19 protein-coding genes are annotated in these 19,763 nt (G+C 50.2%); all 19 read right to left on the minus strand.

Features of this window, described 5'->3' with window-relative positions:
- Window positions 1-125: 125 nt before the first annotated feature.
- The 19 genes from glmS to cdaA all read right to left on the minus strand — a co-directional run bounded on the left by glmS (window position 126) and on the right by cdaA (window position 19,650).
- Window positions 126-1,955: a glutamine--fructose-6-phosphate transaminase (isomerizing) gene (gene glmS / locus QOL74_RS16280; RefSeq protein ID WP_283410567.1), complete on the minus strand. Its 1,830-nt coding sequence runs from the start codon at window positions 1,953-1,955 to the stop codon at window positions 126-128.
- Between the two features lie 551 nt (window positions 1,956-2,506).
- Entirely contained in the window at window positions 2,507-3,850 is a 1,344-nt protein-coding gene (gene glmM, locus QOL74_RS16285) for a phosphoglucosamine mutase (RefSeq protein ID WP_283410568.1), read from the minus strand.
- A gap of 239 nt (window positions 3,851-4,089) precedes the next feature.
- Window positions 4,090-5,694, minus strand: coding sequence for a carbon starvation CstA family protein (locus tag QOL74_RS16290; RefSeq protein WP_283410569.1), 1,605 nt, complete (start codon window positions 5,692-5,694; stop codon window positions 4,090-4,092).
- A gap of 28 nt (window positions 5,695-5,722) precedes the next feature.
- On the minus strand, window positions 5,723-6,235 hold the full coding sequence (locus QOL74_RS16295) for a DUF8052 family protein (protein WP_283410570.1): 513 nt from the start codon (window positions 6,233-6,235) through the stop codon (window positions 5,723-5,725).
- 110 nt (window positions 6,236-6,345) lie between these two features.
- Complete coding sequence (locus QOL74_RS16300) at window positions 6,346-6,696, minus strand: RING finger protein (RefSeq protein WP_283410571.1); 351 nt, start codon at window positions 6,694-6,696, stop codon at window positions 6,346-6,348.
- Window position 6,697: 1 nt separating this feature from the next.
- Entirely contained in the window at window positions 6,698-7,774 is a 1,077-nt protein-coding gene (locus QOL74_RS16305; protein ID WP_283410572.1) for a LysM peptidoglycan-binding domain-containing protein, read from the minus strand.
- Between the two features lie 34 nt (window positions 7,775-7,808).
- On the minus strand, window positions 7,809-8,378 hold the full coding sequence (locus QOL74_RS16310) for a ubiquitin-conjugating enzyme E2 (protein WP_283410573.1): 570 nt from the start codon (window positions 8,376-8,378) through the stop codon (window positions 7,809-7,811).
- Window positions 8,375-9,592 (minus strand): HesA/MoeB/ThiF family protein, encoded by a 1,218-nt coding sequence (locus QOL74_RS16315; protein ID WP_283410574.1) that lies wholly within the window; start codon window positions 9,590-9,592, stop codon window positions 8,375-8,377. Before QOL74_RS16315 ends, QOL74_RS16310 begins: the two co-directional genes overlap by 4 nt.
- Window positions 9,593-9,614: 22 nt before the next feature.
- Entirely contained in the window at window positions 9,615-9,887 is a 273-nt protein-coding gene (locus QOL74_RS16320) for an EsaB/YukD family protein (protein ID WP_283410575.1), read from the minus strand.
- Between the two features lie 213 nt (window positions 9,888-10,100).
- Window positions 10,101-10,652 carry a 2-oxoacid:ferredoxin oxidoreductase subunit gamma family protein gene (locus QOL74_RS16325; protein WP_283410576.1) on the minus strand — a complete coding sequence of 184 codons (552 nt, stop codon included), beginning with the start codon at window positions 10,650-10,652 and terminating at the stop codon, window positions 10,101-10,103.
- A complete protein-coding gene (locus QOL74_RS16330; RefSeq protein ID WP_283410577.1) occupies window positions 10,653-11,402 on the minus strand; it encodes a thiamine pyrophosphate-dependent enzyme in 750 nt (249 codons plus the stop codon). It abuts the gene before it with no gap.
- Complete coding sequence (locus QOL74_RS16335) at window positions 11,402-12,463, minus strand: 3-methyl-2-oxobutanoate dehydrogenase subunit VorB (protein WP_283410578.1); 1,062 nt, start codon at window positions 12,461-12,463, stop codon at window positions 11,402-11,404. Before QOL74_RS16335 ends, QOL74_RS16330 begins: the two co-directional genes overlap by 1 nt.
- Window positions 12,464-12,487: 24 nt before the next feature.
- The gene (locus tag QOL74_RS16340) at window positions 12,488-12,712 is read right to left on the minus strand and encodes a 4Fe-4S binding protein (protein WP_283410579.1); all 225 of its coding nucleotides are present in this window, start codon (window positions 12,710-12,712) and stop codon (window positions 12,488-12,490) included.
- A gap of 46 nt (window positions 12,713-12,758) precedes the next feature.
- Window positions 12,759-13,439 carry a nucleotide-binding protein gene (locus QOL74_RS16345; RefSeq protein WP_283410580.1) on the minus strand — a complete coding sequence of 227 codons (681 nt, stop codon included), beginning with the start codon at window positions 13,437-13,439 and terminating at the stop codon, window positions 12,759-12,761.
- On the minus strand, window positions 13,429-14,529 hold the full coding sequence (buk, locus tag QOL74_RS16350; RefSeq protein ID WP_283410581.1) for a butyrate kinase: 1,101 nt from the start codon (window positions 14,527-14,529) through the stop codon (window positions 13,429-13,431). The genes QOL74_RS16345 and buk overlap by 11 nt, the downstream gene beginning before the upstream one ends.
- Before the next feature lie 20 nt (window positions 14,530-14,549).
- Window positions 14,550-15,458 (minus strand): phosphate butyryltransferase, encoded by a 909-nt coding sequence (locus tag QOL74_RS16355; RefSeq protein WP_283410582.1) that lies wholly within the window; start codon window positions 15,456-15,458, stop codon window positions 14,550-14,552.
- Between the two features lie 269 nt (window positions 15,459-15,727).
- On the minus strand, window positions 15,728-17,458 hold the full coding sequence (locus QOL74_RS16360) for a sigma-54 interaction domain-containing protein (RefSeq protein ID WP_283410583.1): 1,731 nt from the start codon (window positions 17,456-17,458) through the stop codon (window positions 15,728-15,730).
- A 148-nt stretch (window positions 17,459-17,606) separates the two neighbouring features.
- Complete coding sequence (locus tag QOL74_RS16365) at window positions 17,607-18,830, minus strand: CdaR family protein (protein ID WP_283410584.1); 1,224 nt, start codon at window positions 18,828-18,830, stop codon at window positions 17,607-17,609.
- A complete protein-coding gene (cdaA, locus tag QOL74_RS16370; protein ID WP_283410585.1) occupies window positions 18,823-19,650 on the minus strand; it encodes a diadenylate cyclase CdaA in 828 nt (275 codons plus the stop codon). Before cdaA ends, QOL74_RS16365 begins: the two co-directional genes overlap by 8 nt.
- Window positions 19,651-19,763 lie beyond the last annotated feature (113 nt).

Raw genomic sequence — 19,763 nt, forward strand, 5'->3', positions numbered from 1 at the left:
TAATGTTTCTTCCTTTTAATTGTGATCATGCCAGAGTAAATGTTTATTGTCACAGTGTAAATGTTTTTACGGCAGTGTAGATGTTTTGTGTAATGGGACATGTGCCTGGGGCTGTCATATTTCTGCTATTCCACTGTCACGGATTTGGCCAGATTTTTGGGCTTATCCACATCTGCTCCACGGGCCACGGCAGTATAGTAGGCAAAAAGCTGTAACGGAACCACTGCCAGAGCGGGTGTAAACTCATTGTGTGTATCGGGAATGGTAAGCACCACATCGGCAGAAAGCGCCACCTCTGCTGCCCGGGGCTCTTCGGTAACGGCCACCACATAGGCGCCCCTTGCTTTCACTTCTTTCATGTTGGAAAGCATTTTGTCGTAGAGTTGTTCCTGGGTTGCCAGCGCCACCACCAGAGTACCTTCCTCCAACAGGGCGATGGTACCATGTTTCAGTTCGCCGGCAGCAATGGCTTCTGAATGAATGTAGGAAATTTCCTTGAGTTTCAAGGAACCTTCTTTGGCGGTATAATCATCAATGCCCCGGCCAATAAAGAAGACGCTTTGCTGGTTGAACTGTTTGTTGGCAAGCTCCTGAATGGTTTCCTGCTGGTCCAGAATCTGCTGGATTTTGTCAGGCAGGGTTTTCAGCTCGGCCACTTTTTCACCCACCTGTTGACGGGTCATGGTGCCTTTAAGTTCTGCCAGATACAGCCCTATGAGATAGAGTGCCACCACTTGGGTGATGTAGGCCTTGGTGCTGGCCACAGCTATTTCAGGTCCTGCCCAGGTATAGAAAACGTCGTGGGCTTCACGGGAAATGCGACTCCCCACCACATTGGTAATGGTCAGTACATGAGCGCCTCTTGCTTTGGCTTCCCGCAGGGCTGCCAGGGTGTCGGCAGTTTCTCCTGACTGGCTGACCGCAATGAGAAGGGTTCGTTCGTCAACAAAGGGATCCCGGTACCGGAACTCAGAGGCAATTTCCACTTCCACAGGAATACGGGCAAAGGTTTCGATGGCATGCTTGCCCACCAGGCCGGCATGCATGGCAGTACCGCAGGCGACAATAGTGATTTTATTGAAGTGGTTCAGTTCTTCACCGGTGAGACGAAGTTCATCCAGCAGAATCCGGTTTTCGTCATCAATCCGGGGAGACAGCGTATCTTTTACAGCTTTTGGCTGCTCGTGCATTTCTTTGAGCATAAAGTGCTGATAGCCGCCTTTTTCAGCTGCTTCGATATCCCAGGTGACATGGAAAGGCTCCCGAATCATGGTTTCTCCCAGCTCATTAAGAATCTGGATATTTCCCTCTGTTAACACAGCCATTTCGCCATCCTCCAGGAAATATACATCCCGGGTATATTTCAGAAGTGCAGGGATGTCGGAGGCAATGAAGTTTTCTCCCTGGCCGATGCCCACCACCAGTGGGTTATCTTTACGGTAGCCAATGAGTGTATCTGGCTGGTCTTTGCAGATGACGCCGATGGCATAGGCACCCTCCATGCGAAGAATGGCCTTTTGCACAGCCTTCACCAGATCCCCTTCATAATAGTATTCAATGAGGTGGGCGATGATTTCGGTGTCAGTTTCGGTGTGAAAAACGGTGCCCTTCGTGGTGAGCCAGTCTTTCAGCTTCAGGTAGTTTTCAACGATTCCATTGTGAACTACAGCAATTTTGCCGTGGTGACTGGTATGGGGATGCGCATTGATGTCGTTGGGTTCACCATGGGTGGCCCAACGCGTATGTCCGATACCCACCTTGCCTGGCAGCGGATTTTCAGCCAGATGATCTGCCAGAACTGACAACCGTCCTTTAAATTTTTTAACCAGAATATCATTACCGCTGTAAATGGCCACACCAGCAGAGTCATACCCCCGGTACTCCAGTTTTTGAAGCCCCTCCATTAAAATGGGAACTGTTTGTTGTTGCCCAATATATCCAACGATACCGCACATAAGCGGATCTCTCCTCTCGGTCTTCTATTTTTGGTTAAGCCTGCGCTTTTGTGATTTTACTGTGATTGGCCACTGGTCACACCCGCTGGTATAAAGCTTGCGTCATCATGGTGCCGTTGCCGATTCTATTAGGTTAATGCTGATAAATCTTTGTTGATGCCGACGAAGTTGCTGTCGTCTAAAAAATAGGCACACCAACAAGACCTCTGATTCATGTCACAGGTCTTTCACTTAAGCCTTTTGTACTGCCAATCACTTGCCAGTTTTGTGGGCTCTTTCTCGGTGGTGAAGTCACCGCAGGGCATCCGCCGAATTTTCGATTCTCCCTGTTCCTCGTCAACTCATTTTAATGAGTTCAGGCGCTTGTATGACTATTCAGTTGTATTCTCTTCCAGTGGCATTCCCCCTCTCAGTGGTTTTTTAAGAAGGATGATCTGAAAATGGACGGTCCGTTTCAGATCATCCTTTAATTAATGACGCTGCCTGTCCATAAAAGTTTCACGGCCGTTGGATCATATCCTTTTGATAATGCTGCTTTAGTGTTAATGTTTCTATGATCCCAATCGCTGCTCAATGAGGCCGGCCAGACTGGCAGCCATGGTGTTGAGCTGCTGCTGATCGGCACCCTCCAGCATTACGCGTACCAGCGCCTCTGTGCCTGAAGGACGTATCAACACCCGCCCCTGACCAGCCATGCGGTCTTCCAGGTATTTAATCTCACGAACTATCTCAGGGTCTTTCAGATAGGCTTCTTTCAAATGCTGGTGCACCCGGGCATTTACCAGCACCTGGGGGTAGGATGTCATGACTCTTGCCATCTGAGAAAGTGTTTCCTGTTTTTCCCTCACCAGCGCCGCCAGATGCAGGGCTGTTAAAATACCGTCACCTGTGGTGGTGTGTTCAGCCATAATAATATGCCCGGACTGTTCGCCACCCAGGGTATACTGGTTTTTTTTCATCTCTTCCAGCACATATCGGTCACCCACTTTGGTGCGCATCAGCCTGCATCCTGCATCTTTCATAGCCAGTTCAAGTCCCAGATTGCTCATGACGGTCGACACCAGTGTGTTCTCAGGAAGCTTACCGGCTTCTTTCATTTTCAGGGCCAGCATGGCCATGATGCGGTCGCCGTCCACCTGGCAACCTGTTTCATCAACAGCAATCAGGCGGTCGGCGTCACCATCAAAGGCAAAACCCAGCTGACTGCCGGTTTCAACCACCTTTTGCTGCAAATCATGGGTGTGGGTTGAGCCACAGTTCCGGTTAATGTTCTGGCCGTCCGGCTCATGGTGAATCACATGAACGGTTGCCCCCAGTGATTGGAATATCGCCGGTGCCAGATAGCTGGCTGCTCCGTTGGCTGTATCCAGTACCATGGTAAGGCCTTCCAGGTCACCTTCAATAGTTTGCTTTAAATGCGCCTCATAGCGGGCTGGCAACTGCCTGTCTTCCCGCCATACACCAACTGTCTGGGGCTCAGTGAACTTCCATTGTCCTTCCTGTATCAGCGCTTCAATGGCATCTTCTGTTTCATCTGGCAGCTTATATCCATCATGGCTGAAAAACTTAATACCATTATATTCTGCCGGGTTATGGGATGCTGAGATCATGACACCGCAGACGGCATCGGTTGACCGTGTCAGCCAGGCGACTCCAGGTGTGGGAATCACACCCAGTCGAATCACTGATAAACCCATGGATAGAAAACCGGCACTCAGTGCTGCTTCCAGCATATCACAGGATTGGCGGGTGTCTTTACCGATGAGCACCACCTGTGAAGGATGATCCTGACGCAGCACCACTGCACTGGCCTGCGCCAGCTGAAATGCCAGTGTTGCTGTCAAATCCTGATTGGCAATGCCCCTTACCCCGTCTGTTCCAAAAAGTCTGCCCACACACATTCGCTCCTATTCTGATAACACTTCGAAATATTGGATTCATTGTACCATATTGGTGCATCCTTGACAACAAAGCCCTTTGCCCTGCTTATCTGTGCTTATGGTGCCGGCTCAGCCTTTTTTATGATGAAACCACCCTGTGCATGGTGCAGCATCAATATGAAAAGGGAGAAGCCATTGGCTTCTCCCAGCATTGAAATGATGTACTTTGAAACGATTTGCCGATAAAGCAGCTGTTATTTGCTTTCTGCTTTGAACAGAATCCCGAAGCCCTGAATCAGCAGAACAATGGCCAGAACAAAAAGCACAACCGGGAAAAGAACCAGAATCAAGTTGCCAGATGCCAGGTTGGTGCGGGCCAGCAATATCAGTGCGATGAGCGTGGCTGAAAACATGAAGATAATGGGAATGGTGAACATTTTATTGTTTTTACCAGACTTCTTCAGCCAAACCGCAACAGCCATCAGTGCAAGGGCTGCCAATAACTGGTTGGCAGAACCGAACACCGGCCAGATTTGCTGCCAGCTGGTGGTTGCCAACAGACCACCCAGTACCACTGTGATTCCGGTTGCAACATACATGTTGGTCATAATTGGTTTCGGTGCATTCACATCTTCGGGCTCAAAGAATTCTTGAAGAATGAAGCGACCAAGACGGGTTCCAGTATCTAAGCTGGTGAGTGCAAAAGCTGATACAGCCAGCGCTACGAAAGATTTGCCAATTTCAAATGGAATGCCGAAGCTGGTCATGAAGACCCCGATTCCGTCTGAGAATACGTTGGTGGGGCCGCCGGCAGCCAGCAGTTCTGCCAGTTTGTCGCCTGTGATATATGCAGCGGTGATGATGGCGATGGTTGCCAGTACACCTTCAATGAGCATACCGCCATATCCCACGATCTTTGCATCACTTTCTTTGTCCAGCTGCTTGGCAGATGTTCCGGAGCCTACCAGGGAGTGAAACCCGGAGATGGCGCCGCAGGCGATGGTGATAAAGAGGATGGGGAACAGAAACTGGCCGTTCACCACAAATCCGGCATATGGGGTTAGTTGCATGGTGGGCCGGGTGATAATAAGACCCAATACTGCACCACCGATCATAGCGTACAGCAGGAATGAGTTCAGGTAATCACGGGGTTGAAGCAGAATCCACACAGGGGTGGTGGAAGCAATGAAGATGTACACCAACAGGAAACCAATCCATACGTTGCGGGAAAGGACCAGTGGGAACACATTGCCAAGAGCAATACAGGCGATCAGCATTGCAACGCCGATCACTGTACCAATTTTCAGGGAGACACCCTTTCGATAAACGGCAAAACCAAATACGATGGCCAGCACGATGAACATCATGGAAGCGGAGGCCGCTGCCGGCACACTGACAAAGGTATTGGCCACGATGTTGGTGAATGCAGCCACCACCAACAGCAATGTCAACCAGGCAAAGATGGAGAACAAACGTTTTCCTTTTGTTCCCATGTTCAGGTGAATTACCTCACCGATGGATTTGCCTTCGTGACGGATGGAGGCAAACAGAGAACTGTAGTCTTGCACGCCGCCGAAGAAGATACTTCCTACAATGATCCACAGCAGCACCGGTACCCAACCGAAAACAGCTGCGGCGATGGGACCTGTGATGGGGCCGGCACCTGCGATGGAGGCAAAGTGATGCCCCAGCAGTACAGGAGCGGAAGCCGGCACATAGTCAACACCGTCGGGGCGGGTATGGGCCGGAGTTGCCCTGGAATCATCGACACCCCACTGCTTGGTGAGCCATGCACCATAAGTGACATAAGCAATGGAAAAAGCCACGATAGAAATAAGAATTAATACTAATGCGTTCATGTTGACCCTCCTTCATGAATAATGGCAATTATGTTAAAGTGGGTTTCGCCGGACCGTAAAGCTCGTTCACCTCCTTCCCTCGTTTGTTGTGAACCAGCGAGACGTCATGCAGGTTCACAATAACCAGCCGAACATAAACCCAGCCTTTGAGGCCGAAAAGAAATGACTTTTCATATTTTTTCTTCTGTATGATTTGCTGAAGTAAAAGATCTGGACTTTCCGTGGTAAGGATGATTCCGTTAATAATGGTCGACATATGTTCTTCATGTGGCACCGGCAATTCATCTGCCGCTTTTACCAGCATCTGCCAGAAATCTTCAAGGTTTCGCTCTGTCAATCTGTCAATCGTTTTGATGAAAACGTGTTCCATATTCTCAATGGCATATACTTTAATTTTTTTTGAGGCAAAATAGCGTTCATTTCGAATCGATGAACTGGCATACATTGCCAGCGGATGCCGCTGATATTCAGCAGGCCTCTCAATATCAAAATAGGCTGCCAGCCTGCCTTCAATCAAGTCGAGATAGGCAGTTTCTTCCATGGGTACCTCCCTGAGTGAAAAGGTTTTTTGAATGTGATCATTACAATTATGACTCTATGCTTATTGTAAACTTTTTCGCTTTAAAGCGCAACAAAAAAGTGGGAAATTATTCACAAAAACTTGACAATATAAATGCCGCCGCTCAAAATCAGCACCACTGCTGCCGCTATCATCCATGCCTTCCACCGCCGAAACATACCGCTTGAAACCGGAGAGGGGTCATCAAAATCAATTTCAATAATCGGCAGTTTCTGGCGTCGGTGGGGCGATATGGATGGGTTCGCCAGTCGATGTCCCTTGCAGCCGTAGGTGGTGCAGCGTCCATTTTCCATCCAGCATTGTAAATGGTGGGGCATTTTGCAGCAGGAACAAACCACCGTGTTTTCTCCCATTCGAATCGGGGCCTGACAATAGGGACAGATTGCATTTTCGAAGACATGCTGTTGTTGACGTTTTTGCATATTAATCACCAGTTTTGTATAATAATAAGTACTGCCCCACTTCCAGATTGTCCGGATTCTCCAAATTGTTCAATCGCATGACATGTTCGTACTCCATGGGGTCTTGATAGAATCGCCGGCTGATGGACCACAGTGTATCCCCCGGATTGACAGTATACAGGAAAAACCGCTCGCCGGATAGCTGGACCACCAGTTCGCCCATCTCCTGATTTTCCTGCTGTATTTCAAGCAACTGCTGTTCAAGTCGATCCACCTGATCTGCCAATGCCGTCGCCTGCTCCTGGTATAGTTGCTGTTCCATAACCGGCGGAGCTTCGTCCGGCGTGACCAATCGATGGGCATTGGAAGCTGCCAGTAACAATACCAGCAACACCATCAGCAGGTTCATCCACAAAGGCACCGATTTTCTGCTGCCCGTAGATTTGGTGCCTGTGATGGGCTTTTGATGGCTGCTTCTCCTGACTTGCTTCTGCGTTTGATATGCCGATACATTTTTGTTCTGTTGCAAATCCATCGACTCTTCTGTATCTGCCTCTTGCCAGTGATCAGTCTCTCCCAAACGATACACAGCCGGCTTGATTTCCGACCCTTCCCAGGCAAAAAAACCCTGCTCATGCTTCACCGGATCAATGACATAAGCCACCTGCCATGGCAAGTTGAAAAAGTTTTGCTGGATGAACAGATCGTAGGCAGACAGAAAAATCCCAAAACCGGGATGAGTATGAAACCAGCCGACGATTTTCAGCTCGGGATAAAGGATTTCTTTCTCATGGTGAATCTGATCCCATGTTTCATGTGTGAAGGTGAGGGATGTTTTATTGGCTGACGTTTTTTTCGCCTTCAGCATTGCCGTCACTTCCAGCATCACCTGCTCTTCTGTTTCCTGAGGGATTCCCAGCAATATACCCCCCAACTCCTTACCGGTGTCCGATGATGCATAATCATAAATCTGCTGATACACCTGGGGATCAAGAGAGATACGCACCTGTTGATGCCGGGGCGGCAATGCCCGCACTTCACCCAGCTCAATGTCAAAATCCAGGGACTGATCACCGGTCTCCCGGGGGGTAGCCGTCATGTTGGTTCCTCCTCTTCAAAGAATGGTTGCCGGATCACCAAAGCTTGATATCCACATCATCGGGCTTCTCCAGCTTCCGCTTCGCCGGTTTTAGGGTGATGGAAAAGTCATCCTGTTCCCGGTTGCCCATGAGAATCTCCGGTTCAGGCTGCCACAAGTCCACATTATCCGCCGGAAATAGATGGGTATTTTCGCGGGCCCAATGAGAGGCTTCGATATTCAGCGGACTTTTGGGATTGTAGTTTTTATACTGAATCATGTCACCTATCTGAATGATGATATCTGTCAACCGCTCACCGGCACCCCAATAATCGCCGATACACACCTGAAAACGGAAATTAGGGTGAAAAATAGGTGTTTTCATCTGGCAGCGGGGCTTTTCCCTGGGATAGGCGGCATGCAGGTAAACCTCCACCTGATGACGGTTGGTCAGTACCGGCTTTCCCGTTCTTTCGTCCAACTTGAATCCCTTCACCTTATATGTGACCAGATACTTATCTGGCGGGTCGCCTGAAATGGGCTCAATATCAATATGGGGATGTCGGGCAAATTCCAGCTTCAGATTATCATAATCCGACGCCAGTCGCCGTAATCGCGCACTCATGGGCATTTCCTCCCTGTCTGTTCTGTTGCGGAAAATTCAGCCGGGCTGCTGAAGACCCGCTGAATATCGCCGGTTAATTCAATATACACGTTTTGGAGACCATCTCTGCCATGTAGGATCTCCCCCGGGGCAAAGCCCAGAGCTTGAAGTGTTTCATTGGCAAAGACCTCGGTTCCTGTAAAGCGATGGGTCATTTCCAGGCTCATTTCATCTCCGCAAGCACTGCAACGAGCCTCTTCCTGGGCCACCTGAATGAGCGGTCTGTAAAAAGACTTCTCCCCGCCACAAAGACATGTACCTGTGAGCACCCATTCCTGAGGGGTTTCCAGAACGGTTTTCGGCGTGAGCTGTTGCTGCAATGCTTCAACAGCCTGTGCCAGTGTGGTGTTTGCCGCTGTGAAAAGACGCTCTGTCACCGGTTCCCAGTTTTCATGACTGAAGCAGTCCTCCCGCCTTGTATAGGTAACCGTGTAGGAATCATGGGTGAGCCCATTAAAGACAAAGCCCTGGCCTGACAAGGGTCTCAAGGCAGGGTCACCATGAATCAGTTTCACTGCCTCCTGCACCTGAATGCCGGCAATGACAGAGGCCGTGGTGGGGGTGGTGGGCACCTTGCCTGAGAGCATTTCCTGCCGGGTAAGCAGTGAGCAGGATTTTCTGAAATTCAGCAGACGATAGTCTGTTTCATTCATGGTGCATTCATAGCAGGCACTTGCAGGGGGTATGAACACCCGGGCAAATCCCTGAAACACTTCAATGGCACCGTCAATCCAGGGGGTGCCCGCTTTCCAGCATTTCTGGTTGATGGCCAGCCGGGCTTCCCGGTTATCCAGACCGCCCAGCACCACATCCACATGGCGAAAAAAACCATTTCCCACATCAGTAATGATATTTCCCGTCATGGGAATGGCCTTCACATCCGGGTTAAGGGCCATCACCTGCCGGGCAGCTGTTTCAGCTTTCAGGGCACCTTCATCGGTTTCCCGGTAGAGCACGGCCCGGGATAGGTTGGAGTTTTCGATACGATCCATATCCACCACCAGGATGGTTCCCACACCCAAAAGCGCCAGGTTTTTAAGTATTTCGTTACCGATGGCACCGGCTCCCACCACCATGACCCGGGCCTGCCGCAGTTTTTCCTGATCCCACCAGGGAATCAGCCGCAGCCGCGCATAGCGATCTTCCCTTTCCAAGTCAATTTCAATGGGTTTCAATGGGTTTCCTCCCGGCTAAAGCCTATGATCCGGCTGTAATCTCAGGCTGCAAACGCAACACGTCATCTTCAGCCACGCCGGCTTCTTCAAGGGTCTGTTCATCCGTTAGCTGTTTGCCTGAGGCTTTATGAATAAATTTGTAGCTGATGGGATTCCCGTCGGGACCGGTCATCGGAAGTTCCATTTTCTCTGCCAGTTTCACCAAAATCCGATTTACCGGCACATCATCGGGTAAACTGGCCTGTTGTTCCTTGTTGCCTGTTGTATCCACTATATACACATTTACTTTTCCCATGCTGCTCCTCCTTCTTCCAGTGCCATGGCACAGGTTATATTCTAATACCTCTATTCTATCACAAAAAAGAAGAGGATAGTAGCGGCCAGCCGCTGCCCTCCTCTTCTGTGGTTGGTACCTCGTGAACTTGAATCAACTTTCGTTTCGTAATGAACCGACGAGCAGATGATGACCATATGGTGATCAGGTGATGATTATCAGATCATCATTTGACTACTGTACTTCCAATACTGCTTTGGCGCCTTCTGCCAGCGCCTGCTGGTTCATGGGTATAAAATGCTCTTTACCGGCACCATACACTTTTTTAAAGGCTTCCACCACTGAATCGGTGGAAACAAGGCCAGTCAGCGCCAGGTACGCTCCCAGCATCACCATGTTGGCCACCCGGGGATTTCCCACCTGGTCGGCAATGGCATTGGCCGGGAGTTTGTACACTTCAATATCGTCTCTTGACGGCTCCCGGTCAACCAGCGAGGTGTTGATGATCAGTTTGCCGCCAGGAACCAGATTCTGTTCAAATTTCAACATAGAGGGCAGGTTCATGACAATGGCGCAGGTAGCATCCTGAGTGATGATGGGCGATCCCACCAGGCTGTCTGAAACAATAACGGAGCAGTTGGCTGTTCCGCCACGCATTTCAGGCCCATAAGCTGGCAGCCATGAAACCTGTTTGTTTTCAATCATACCGGCATAGGTGAGCAGCTGTCCCATGGACATGACGCCCTGACCGCCGAAACCTGCCATAATAATTCGTTCAGTGGCCATTTATTTCCCCTCCTCTGGTGTCCGGAAATTGCCAAGCGGAAAATAGGGCAGCATATTATCCTTCAACCAGGCCAGTGAATCAACGGGTGTGATTCCCCAGTTGGTGGGACATGTGGAAAGTACTTCCACCAGGGCGAATCCTTCGCCCCTCAGCTGCACTTCAAACGCCTTCTTGATGGCTTTTTTGGCTTTTCGAATGTGGGGAACATCATGTACAGATACCCGCTCCACAAAGACTGCTCCATCAATGGTAGCCAGCATTTCACACACACGCAGGGGTTTTCCTGTGTCGGCTTCGCTGCGGCCATAGGGAGAGGTGGTTGCTTTCTGGCCAATGAGAGTGGTGGGAGCCATTTGGCCGCCTGTCATACCATAAATAGCGTTATTGACAAAAATAGTGGTGATTTTTTCTGCACGCAACGCCACATGGACGATTTCTGCCGTCCCAATGGCTGCCAGATCGCCATCACCCTGGTAAGTGAACACCGTGTTATCCGGCCGCACCCGCTTAATGCCGGTGGCCACTGCCGGTGCACGGCCATGGGCAGCTTCATGCATATCACAGTTAAAATAGTCGTAGGCCAATACAGAACAGCCAACAGGTGCCACCCCAATGGTTTCACCGGTAACACCCAACTCTTCCAGCACCTCTGCCACCAGTCGGTGGATAATGCCGTGGGTACACCCGGGGCAGTAATGGAACTGTTTATCAGTCAGACCCTTGGTTTTTTCAAATACAGGTGTCGCCATTACTTCACACCTCCCAGAATTTCTTTCACTTTGTCAACGATGGCCTGAGGCTCAGGGCACATACCGCCGGATCGTCCATAGAAATGAACCGGCAGACGGCCTTCATTGGCAATTTTCACATCATCAATCATTTGACCCATGCTCATTTCCACCGTCAGAATGGCTTTGGCTGTCCCGGGGATTTCCCGGAATGCCTGATGGGGAAATGGCCACAGAGTGATGGGACGAATAAGACCCGCTTTAATGCCCTCTGCTTCCAGCAGTTCAATGGCATTCTTGGCAACACGGGCTGTGGTGCCATAGGCTGTCAGTACCACTTCAGCCTCTTCCATGTTGAAGACTTCCACACGCACTTCATTTTTTTCCATTTGCTGGTACTTCTTGTCCAGTTTAATGTTGTGCTCTTCCAACACCGCGGGGTCAAGGGCCAATGAGTTGATAATGTTGGGCTTTCGGCTGTTTTTAGTGCCATCGGTGGCCCAGGTTTTTTCCGGTAGTTCCCGGGAAGGCATGTCGCGGAACTCAACAGGTTCCATCATCTGACCAATCATTCCGTCAGCCAGAACAAATACCGGGTTTCGGTAATAGTCTGCAATATCAAATGCTTCTGTCACCAGGTCAACCGCTTCCTGTATGCTGGCAGGCGCCAGGGCAATGTGGCGGTAGTCGCCGTTTCCACCACCCCGGGTGGCAATGAAATAATCTCCCTGGGACGGCTGAATGCTGCCCAGCCCCGGGCCGCCGCGGCTCACGTCCACAATCACACAGGGAAGCTCGGCTCCTGCAATATAAGTGATGCCTTCCTGTTTCAGGGCAATCCCTGGCGAAGACGAGGATGTCATGACCCGAACGCCTGCGCCCGCTGCGCCATAAACCATATTAATGGCCGCCACTTCAGACTCAGCCTGAACAAAAACACCCCCACTTTTTGCCATTTCCCGGGACATATATTCGGGAATTTCATTTTGTGGTGTGATGGGATAACCAAAGAAAGCCTTACATCCAGCCTTAATGGCAGCTGCACCAATGGCTTCGTTCCCTTTCATCAATACCTTGCTCATGGTGATATCCTCCTTGAGATCAGATTAATCTTCTTTATAAACGGTGATGATCAGGTCTGGACAAATGGTGGCACAGTTGGCACAGGCGATGCATTTATCCATTTCCTGAACGCCAGCCGGGTGATAGCCTTTGCTGTTGATCTGTGTCTGATCCATTTCAACGATCTTCACGGGACAGGCTGTGACACACAACCCACACCCTTTACAGCGTTCGACATCAAATTCGACGCGGCCTTTTGCTTTTACCATGTTTAAACCTCCTGCTTTCATAGTATTCATTCAGCGGGAAAAGGGACTAAGACATCCACGTTTCCCGCATCATAAGTGATAACGGAAAAATAATGCCATCAAGTATCTCAGTTGTTTTCAATTGTGGTACCAGGGTTTCCAGTAAACTTGTGTACCGGAGGGGAAGGCCCGTGGCCTCAGACAGCTGACGGCACAGCGCCTGCCCCCTTATCACATCTTCAAGTGTGGTTTCTTTCACCAGGTGAGTATTGTTGACCAATGCCGTGACAGGGATTTGAGACACCCGCTGAATGGCCTCCAATTGTTCCAGGGCACCATCTAAAGTGGCGGTTTCAGGCCGGTTGGCATTCACCACAAAAAACATGTCATATTCACCAGGCTGTAAGTAGGTGCGGTAGCGGCTCAAAACTCTTGCTCCCATGGCATCACCACCCACATCCAGCACCACCTGCCAGCTGGTATCCTGCAGGGGCGCGGCGGCTTCTGCCGATACTGCCGGCAGGTCAGCCCCCCGTCCCTTGATGGAGCTGGAAATCACCCGCACACCGGCAGCTTCCAGCTCTTGCTGTTTTTCGCGGCTTCTGAAGTATAGATTGATCACATCCAGATCCACCAGCGCGGTTTTGTTTCCCGCCGCCGCCATTTTCAGGGCATAATTCACGGAAAACTCGGTTTTTCCAGTGCCGTAACTGCCGGTGATCACGCGAATGCGGTTATCATTCAGCATGGAGCGTGTCCTCTTCTATCTGATATTCCTTTGAGTTTTCTTCACCCCGCAGAATGCGCAGGGCACCTTCAGCCAAAGCAATCATTTCATCTTCGCCGGGGTACACCTTTACCGGGGCAATGAACGATACACGTTCCTGAATCCATCCGGTGAGAATCTGGTCATACGCCAGACCGCCGGTGAGCACAACGGCATCCACCCGGCCTTTCAGCACTGCCGCGGCACTGCCGATTTCCTTGGAGACCTGATATGCCATTGCCTGGTAAACCAGTTCAGCTTCTTTGTCTCCCTCTTTGATGCGAGCCACCACATCCCGGCCGTCGTTGGTTCCCAGGTAAGCCACCAAGCCGCCCCGACCAAGGATTTTTTTATACAGTTCAGCCTGGGTAAATTCTCCGCTGAAGGCTGCCCGCATCAAATCTCCCGCCGGCACGCCGCCTGCTCTTTCAGGTGAGAAAGGGCCGTCCCCATCCAGTGCATTGTTCACATCAATGATCCGACTGTTTGCGTGGGCACCCACTGAGATACCGCCGCCCAAATGGGCCACAATCAACCGCACTTCGTCGTAGCCTTTGCCCAAATCACGGGCGGCCCGGCGACCAACGGCCTTCTGGTTCAGAGCGTGGAAAATACTTTTGCGGGGGAATTCTGGAATCCCCGAAAAACGGGCCACCGGCTCCATTTCATCCACCACCACCGGGTCGACGATAAAGGCGGGAATATTTAGCTGAGCTGCAATCTCGAAGGCCAATACGCCTCCCAGATTTGAAGCATGCTCTCCCTGTACCCCCGTTTTCAAATCTTTCAGCATGGCGTCATTCACCTGATAGGTACCGCCGGGGATGGGATGAAGCAAACCGCCCCGGCCCACCACTGCTGCCAGTTTGGTAATATTAATGTCTTTCTGGCTTAGCGTCTCCAGAATAACTTCCTTCCGAAAGCTGTATTGATCGAAGATGGTTTTATAACGACCGATTTCTTCTGCCGAGTGACGCAGCACCTCTTCAAAAAGGGGCTTTTCGTTGTCGAAAATCGCTATTTTCGTTGAGGTGGAACCCGGGTTAATGGCCAGAATTCGATATACATCCATAAGTGGTCACATCCTGTAATTTAGAATAGTTTTGCCGCACATAACACACCCAAAGCGATGGAGTTGAGTTTTGACTCATCGCTGTCTGCCCGGGAGGTGAGAACGATGGGAGCTTTGGCTCCCAGAATCACGGCCGCACTTTGGGCAAAAGCCATAAAGCCCAGGGTTTTATAAAGAATGTTGCCGCCTTCGATGTCAGGCGCCACCAGAACGTCAGCGTAACCGGCGACGGGGTGGTTAATGCCCTTATGTTTGGCTGCTTCAACAGACACGGCATTATCAATGGCGAAGGGACCGCCCACGATGCAGCCGGTGATTTCTCCTTTTACGTTCATTTCTGTCAATGCTGCTGCATCCATGGTATCCGGCATGGCTTCATTAGCCTTTTCCTTGGCACAAATCACCGCTACTTTGGGTTCTTCGATATCCAGCGCCTTGGCAACCACTACCGCGTTTTCAATGATTTGTTTTTTAGTTTGCAGGTCAGGCGCGATGTTCATGGCGGCATCTGTCACCAGGAACAGCCGGTCAAACCCTTTCACCTCAAAGGCAGCTATGTGGCTCAATACATTGCCGGTTCGCAGACCGACTTCTTTGTTCAAAACGGCTTTAAGAATGACAGAAGTATCCACCATTCCCTTCATGACCATATGTGCTTTTCCGCTGGAAACCAGTTCAACCGCTTTCAGAGAGGCTTCCGCCGGGTCTTTAATGTCAACAATTTCAAAACCGGTTAAATCAAGTTGGTGTTCTGCAGCAATGGCTTCAATCTGTTCTTTGTCACCTACCAGAATAGCATCAGCCACACCTGCCGCTTTCGCTTTCGTAACAGCTGTCAACACATCTGAATCCTGGGCACAGGCTACAGATACTGTTTTGGGTCCCCGTTCTCTGGCAATCTCCATGACTTGTGCTAATGTTCTAATCATCCAGTTTGCACCTCTTTCTCCCAAATTTGGTTTTTGACACGAAAAAACACATCCTTCATATATCTATGCAAAGGATGTGCCATGGTTAATGATTGCATGAATCTAAATTTAGATGTTGTATTTGCAGTGCTTTTACTCTATCGAACTTTCAGATAAGCTGCAGAAGGGTGACCAGCCGGGTTAGTCGTGCAATATTTTGCATGCAATATTTTGCATTTAACTATGCAAAATATTGCATCTCCTCTTCCATCGGTTCCTGTCAACTTTCTTTATAATTCTACCGGGTCACCGATCTGGTACTTTTCCATTTTATAGTAGAGATTTCGAATGGAAATGCCCAGGGCACTCGCTGTTTTGCTTCGGTTTCCGTGATAACTTCCAAGCGTTGCCAGAATGAGTTCACGTTCAGTGGCCTCCACCGCTTCTGCCAGTGTGACGGCAGTTTTAGCCGGGGTGAGTTCAATGTCAGATTTAACTGCGGCAGGCGCCAGATCGTTGTCAAAAAACTTGGGCAGATGCCGTTCCTCAAGCTCTGAATCAGTGACTTTCATGTTCACCATGGCTCGCCCCACGTAGTTTTGAAGCTCTCTCACATTACCTGGCCAGTGGTAGGCCAGCAGACGTTCCATCACCCGTGGCGAAACCGCCTGGGCACTGCGCCCGTATTCCTGATTGTATTTCTGAACCATGCTCATGACCAGCGGCTGGATATCTTTTCTTCGGTCTCTCAGAGGTGGAATAACAATGGGAATCACATTGAGACGGTAATAGAGATCTTCTCTGAAACGACCTGCCTCCACCGCCTTTTCCAAATTTGCATTAGTGGCAGCAATCACCCGGACATCCACGTTGATGGTGCGTGTGGAGCCCACCGGCATGATTTCTTTTTCCTGAAGCACTCTGAGCAGCTTTACCTGGGTACTCACTGGTATTTCAGCAATTTCATCCAGGAAAATAGTGCCATTGTGCGCCTCCAAAAATAAGCCGTTTTTGCCGCCCTTCCGCGCGCCTGTAAACGCTCCCTCTTCATAGCCAAATAATTCGCTTTCCAACAGATTTTCATTGATGGCTGCGCAGTTCACCCGAATAAACTGATTGTATCGCCTGTCTGAAAGGTTGTGAATGGCATGGGCAAAGAGTTCTTTGCCGGTGCCGCTTTCTCCCCGAAGCAGAATGCTGGCCGGCGTCATAGCCGCCTGTTTCCCTTTTTCCACCTGAAGGCGCGTTTTGGGATCCAGGGCAATGATGTCGTCAAAAGTATACTTTGCTTCCAGTTTTCTGATGATCTGACGGGCCAGCATCAGTTCCCGGCTCAACTTCTTCATTTCTGTCAAATCCTGTAAGATACCCACGCTTCCCCTCAGCTCACCATCAACAATGATGGGAGCGGCACTGGCTATAATTTCTTTTTGATGTCTGCCCACAGTCAGGCGGGCATTGGATATTGGTTTTTTTTCTTTGAGGACCCGCAAGTGAATGCTTTCGCCGTCGACAATATCAACAGTCACCGGCTTCCCGATAATTTCTTCCTGAGAAAGGCCTGTCAGCCGGGTATACGCCGGGTTAATGATGACATGAATGCCGTTTTCATCACAGACAGAAATGGCATCCTGCGTAGAATGCAGAATGCCTTCCAGAAGACTTTGCATTTCCTTCAAACGGTCAATCTGGCGGCTGAGATCAGCCACTTCACTGACATCACGGAACACCGCCACTGCCCCTGTCACCTGGCCGTCCCGCACCACCGGCACCCGGTTCACGATGATTTCCACACCACTGAGACGCTGACGCTGCTCCAGCTCGGCAACACCTGTTTCCATGACTTCAGGCAGCCGGCTTTCTGGAAAAACGGTGGTAACCGACTGCTGCAAAACGCTCGCAGCATGCCATCCTGTGATGATTTCTGCAGCCTGGTTGAAAAGAACGATTCGGTGATGGCGGTCGGTGGCCATCACCGCTTCTTTGGTGGTTTTCAAGATGGTTTCAATCATCCGGTCCATGGCAGATTCAGTCTCCTTATGGCCTGTGGTTGCCAGGGTTTCCCTGGCTTAATCCACCACGGCTTTCATCTGGCGGCATCAATGTACATGGGCGTTATCCTGTCATGCGATACCCTGGTCACCGCACCCTTTCGCCTGTTCCTCTTTGTCATTCACGGGGGGTTAATTCCACTGAAAAAGATTCCGGTGAAATCGCCGTTGTGGCAATACTCATTTCCATATTCATGGGCAGTCGCACATCAGGTTCAATGAGATGAATCCCGGCTTCAAGGTCATCCAGATCGACATAGACCTGAATGGTGCGGGGGTCCAGATTTTCAATGATGCTTTCCAGTGCACGAACCGTTATTTCCATCCGTTCCGGCAATGTTTCCTGCTCCAGCACCAAATCGGCAGACAGATTCATGATCCGATAGCTTTCCCGTTGCACCACATAGGTCTCTTCCAGCACCTCTTCCACATTGATGCGAACAATCACCGACTGGCGTTCAAAACCTCGCACCCCTTCAGGGAATGCCAGAAACACTTCAATTTCCTGACTTTCAGAAAGTTCTTCCAACACCAGTGATTCTGTGGAGATACGATTGATACCGGAAAGAAGGCCTGCCTGTCCCTGTATGGTCACATTGATTGGTTCGATCACCGTGCTGACCACTTGATAATTTTCGGCTGTTTCAATGTCCAGGTTCATATCCACCGCCACCGACTTCAACTGGTCAACGGCAACAAACAAGTCAACTGATGTGCTGCGCACATCCACCTGGTTCACTTCTTCACCCCGGCTGTTCACCGCCCGCAGGGGCAGACTCACCGACAGGTTTTCCTGCTGGTCTTCCAGTGTTAGCTGAGCCAACACCCGTTCCACAGAATTCACGTAGCTTTCAGGCCCCTCTATCCACACCAGGCTGGGCCGCAGCTCCGGTTCTCCCAGTACATACCCCGAGGCTGCCTGGCCTTCAATTTCGACAGAGACTTCTTTCTGACGGCTGATGATCCTTTCCAGTTCGATGGTGGCGAACTTGGGACTCCAGTCCACTTCCACCCCTCCAGGTACGTTCACCTCAATGGGTATGGAGTTGACGCCTTCAGTATACCCCCTCAGGTCAAGACGTGCTTCAATCTGTTCCCGGGAAATACGATGCACCTGATCCCGATTGCCTGTCAGACGCACCCGAATAGTGGGCTCCGGTTGTCCGAAAACCACCAGCCCCGATTGCCGAATCACCGACTCATTCACCAGCTGCACCGGTATATTCAGTTGTTCTGATGTCACCCGGGGATTAATGACACTCATCACATACAACCAGAGAATCATCGCAAAAAACACCGCAACGAGCTTGGCTGCCAAATTTCGATTCATGAGCTTAGTCATTTTTACGCCTCCACTTATACTTCCAGAACTTCCACTGTTGGTTGTCTTTCATTTCGAAGCTGCTGTCAATACGTTTTTTTAGAGTATCCACATCCAGGTAGCGGGTAAGTTTGCCATTTTCAGCAATGGAAATAGCCCCGGTTTCTTCAGAAACAATGACCACCAGCGAATCTGATTTTTCGGTGATCCCCAGGCCGGCCCGGTGACGGGTGCCCAGTTCTTTGTTCAGGTAGGTATTTTCAGTGAGGGGCAGAAAACAGCCCGCTGCCATGATTTTGTTTTTTCGAATCACCACCGCCCCATCGTGCAGAGGGGTGTTGGGAATGAAAATATTAATTAAAAGTGCACGGGACACCAGTCCGGTGATCAGCGTGCCGGTTTCCACCACTTCATTAAGCCCGGTATCTTTCTCAATCACAATCAGTGCCCCGATTTTTTGGCGGGAAAGGGAAGCCGCCGCTTCTCCCACCTCTTCCACCAGCCGTTGAATTTCTTCCTGCTCAATATCCGCAATGGATTTTGTCAAAAACTTGGTGCGGCCGATATACTCCAGCGCCCGGCGCATTTCAGGCTGGAATACAATCAGAAGGGCAATCAGCCCCACTGTCATGGTGTTCCTTAAAATCCAATGAATCACATGGAGCTGCAGCACTTCGCTGAGGGGCGTGGCAACAAGCAACACTAATATACCCTTGATCAGCTGTTCTGCCCGGGTTTCACGAATCAAAGTATAGAGCTTGTAAAAAACAAAGGCCACAATGGCCATATCGACAATATCCCAGATGCCAATATTTCGAAAAATGTTGATGATATCCTGCATGGAGTCCACCTCTGGTTTTCTTGGTGTCACGAATCGGTCATGATGCCATGACTGCCCTTTCATTATAACATCTACCGTACAAAAAGATAAGGGTGATGAAAAAATGCATAAAA

Source organism: Anoxynatronum buryatiense, assembly GCF_900182905.1.
Classification (GTDB): domain Bacteria; phylum Bacillota; class Clostridia; order Peptostreptococcales; family Tindalliaceae; genus Anoxynatronum; species Anoxynatronum buryatiense.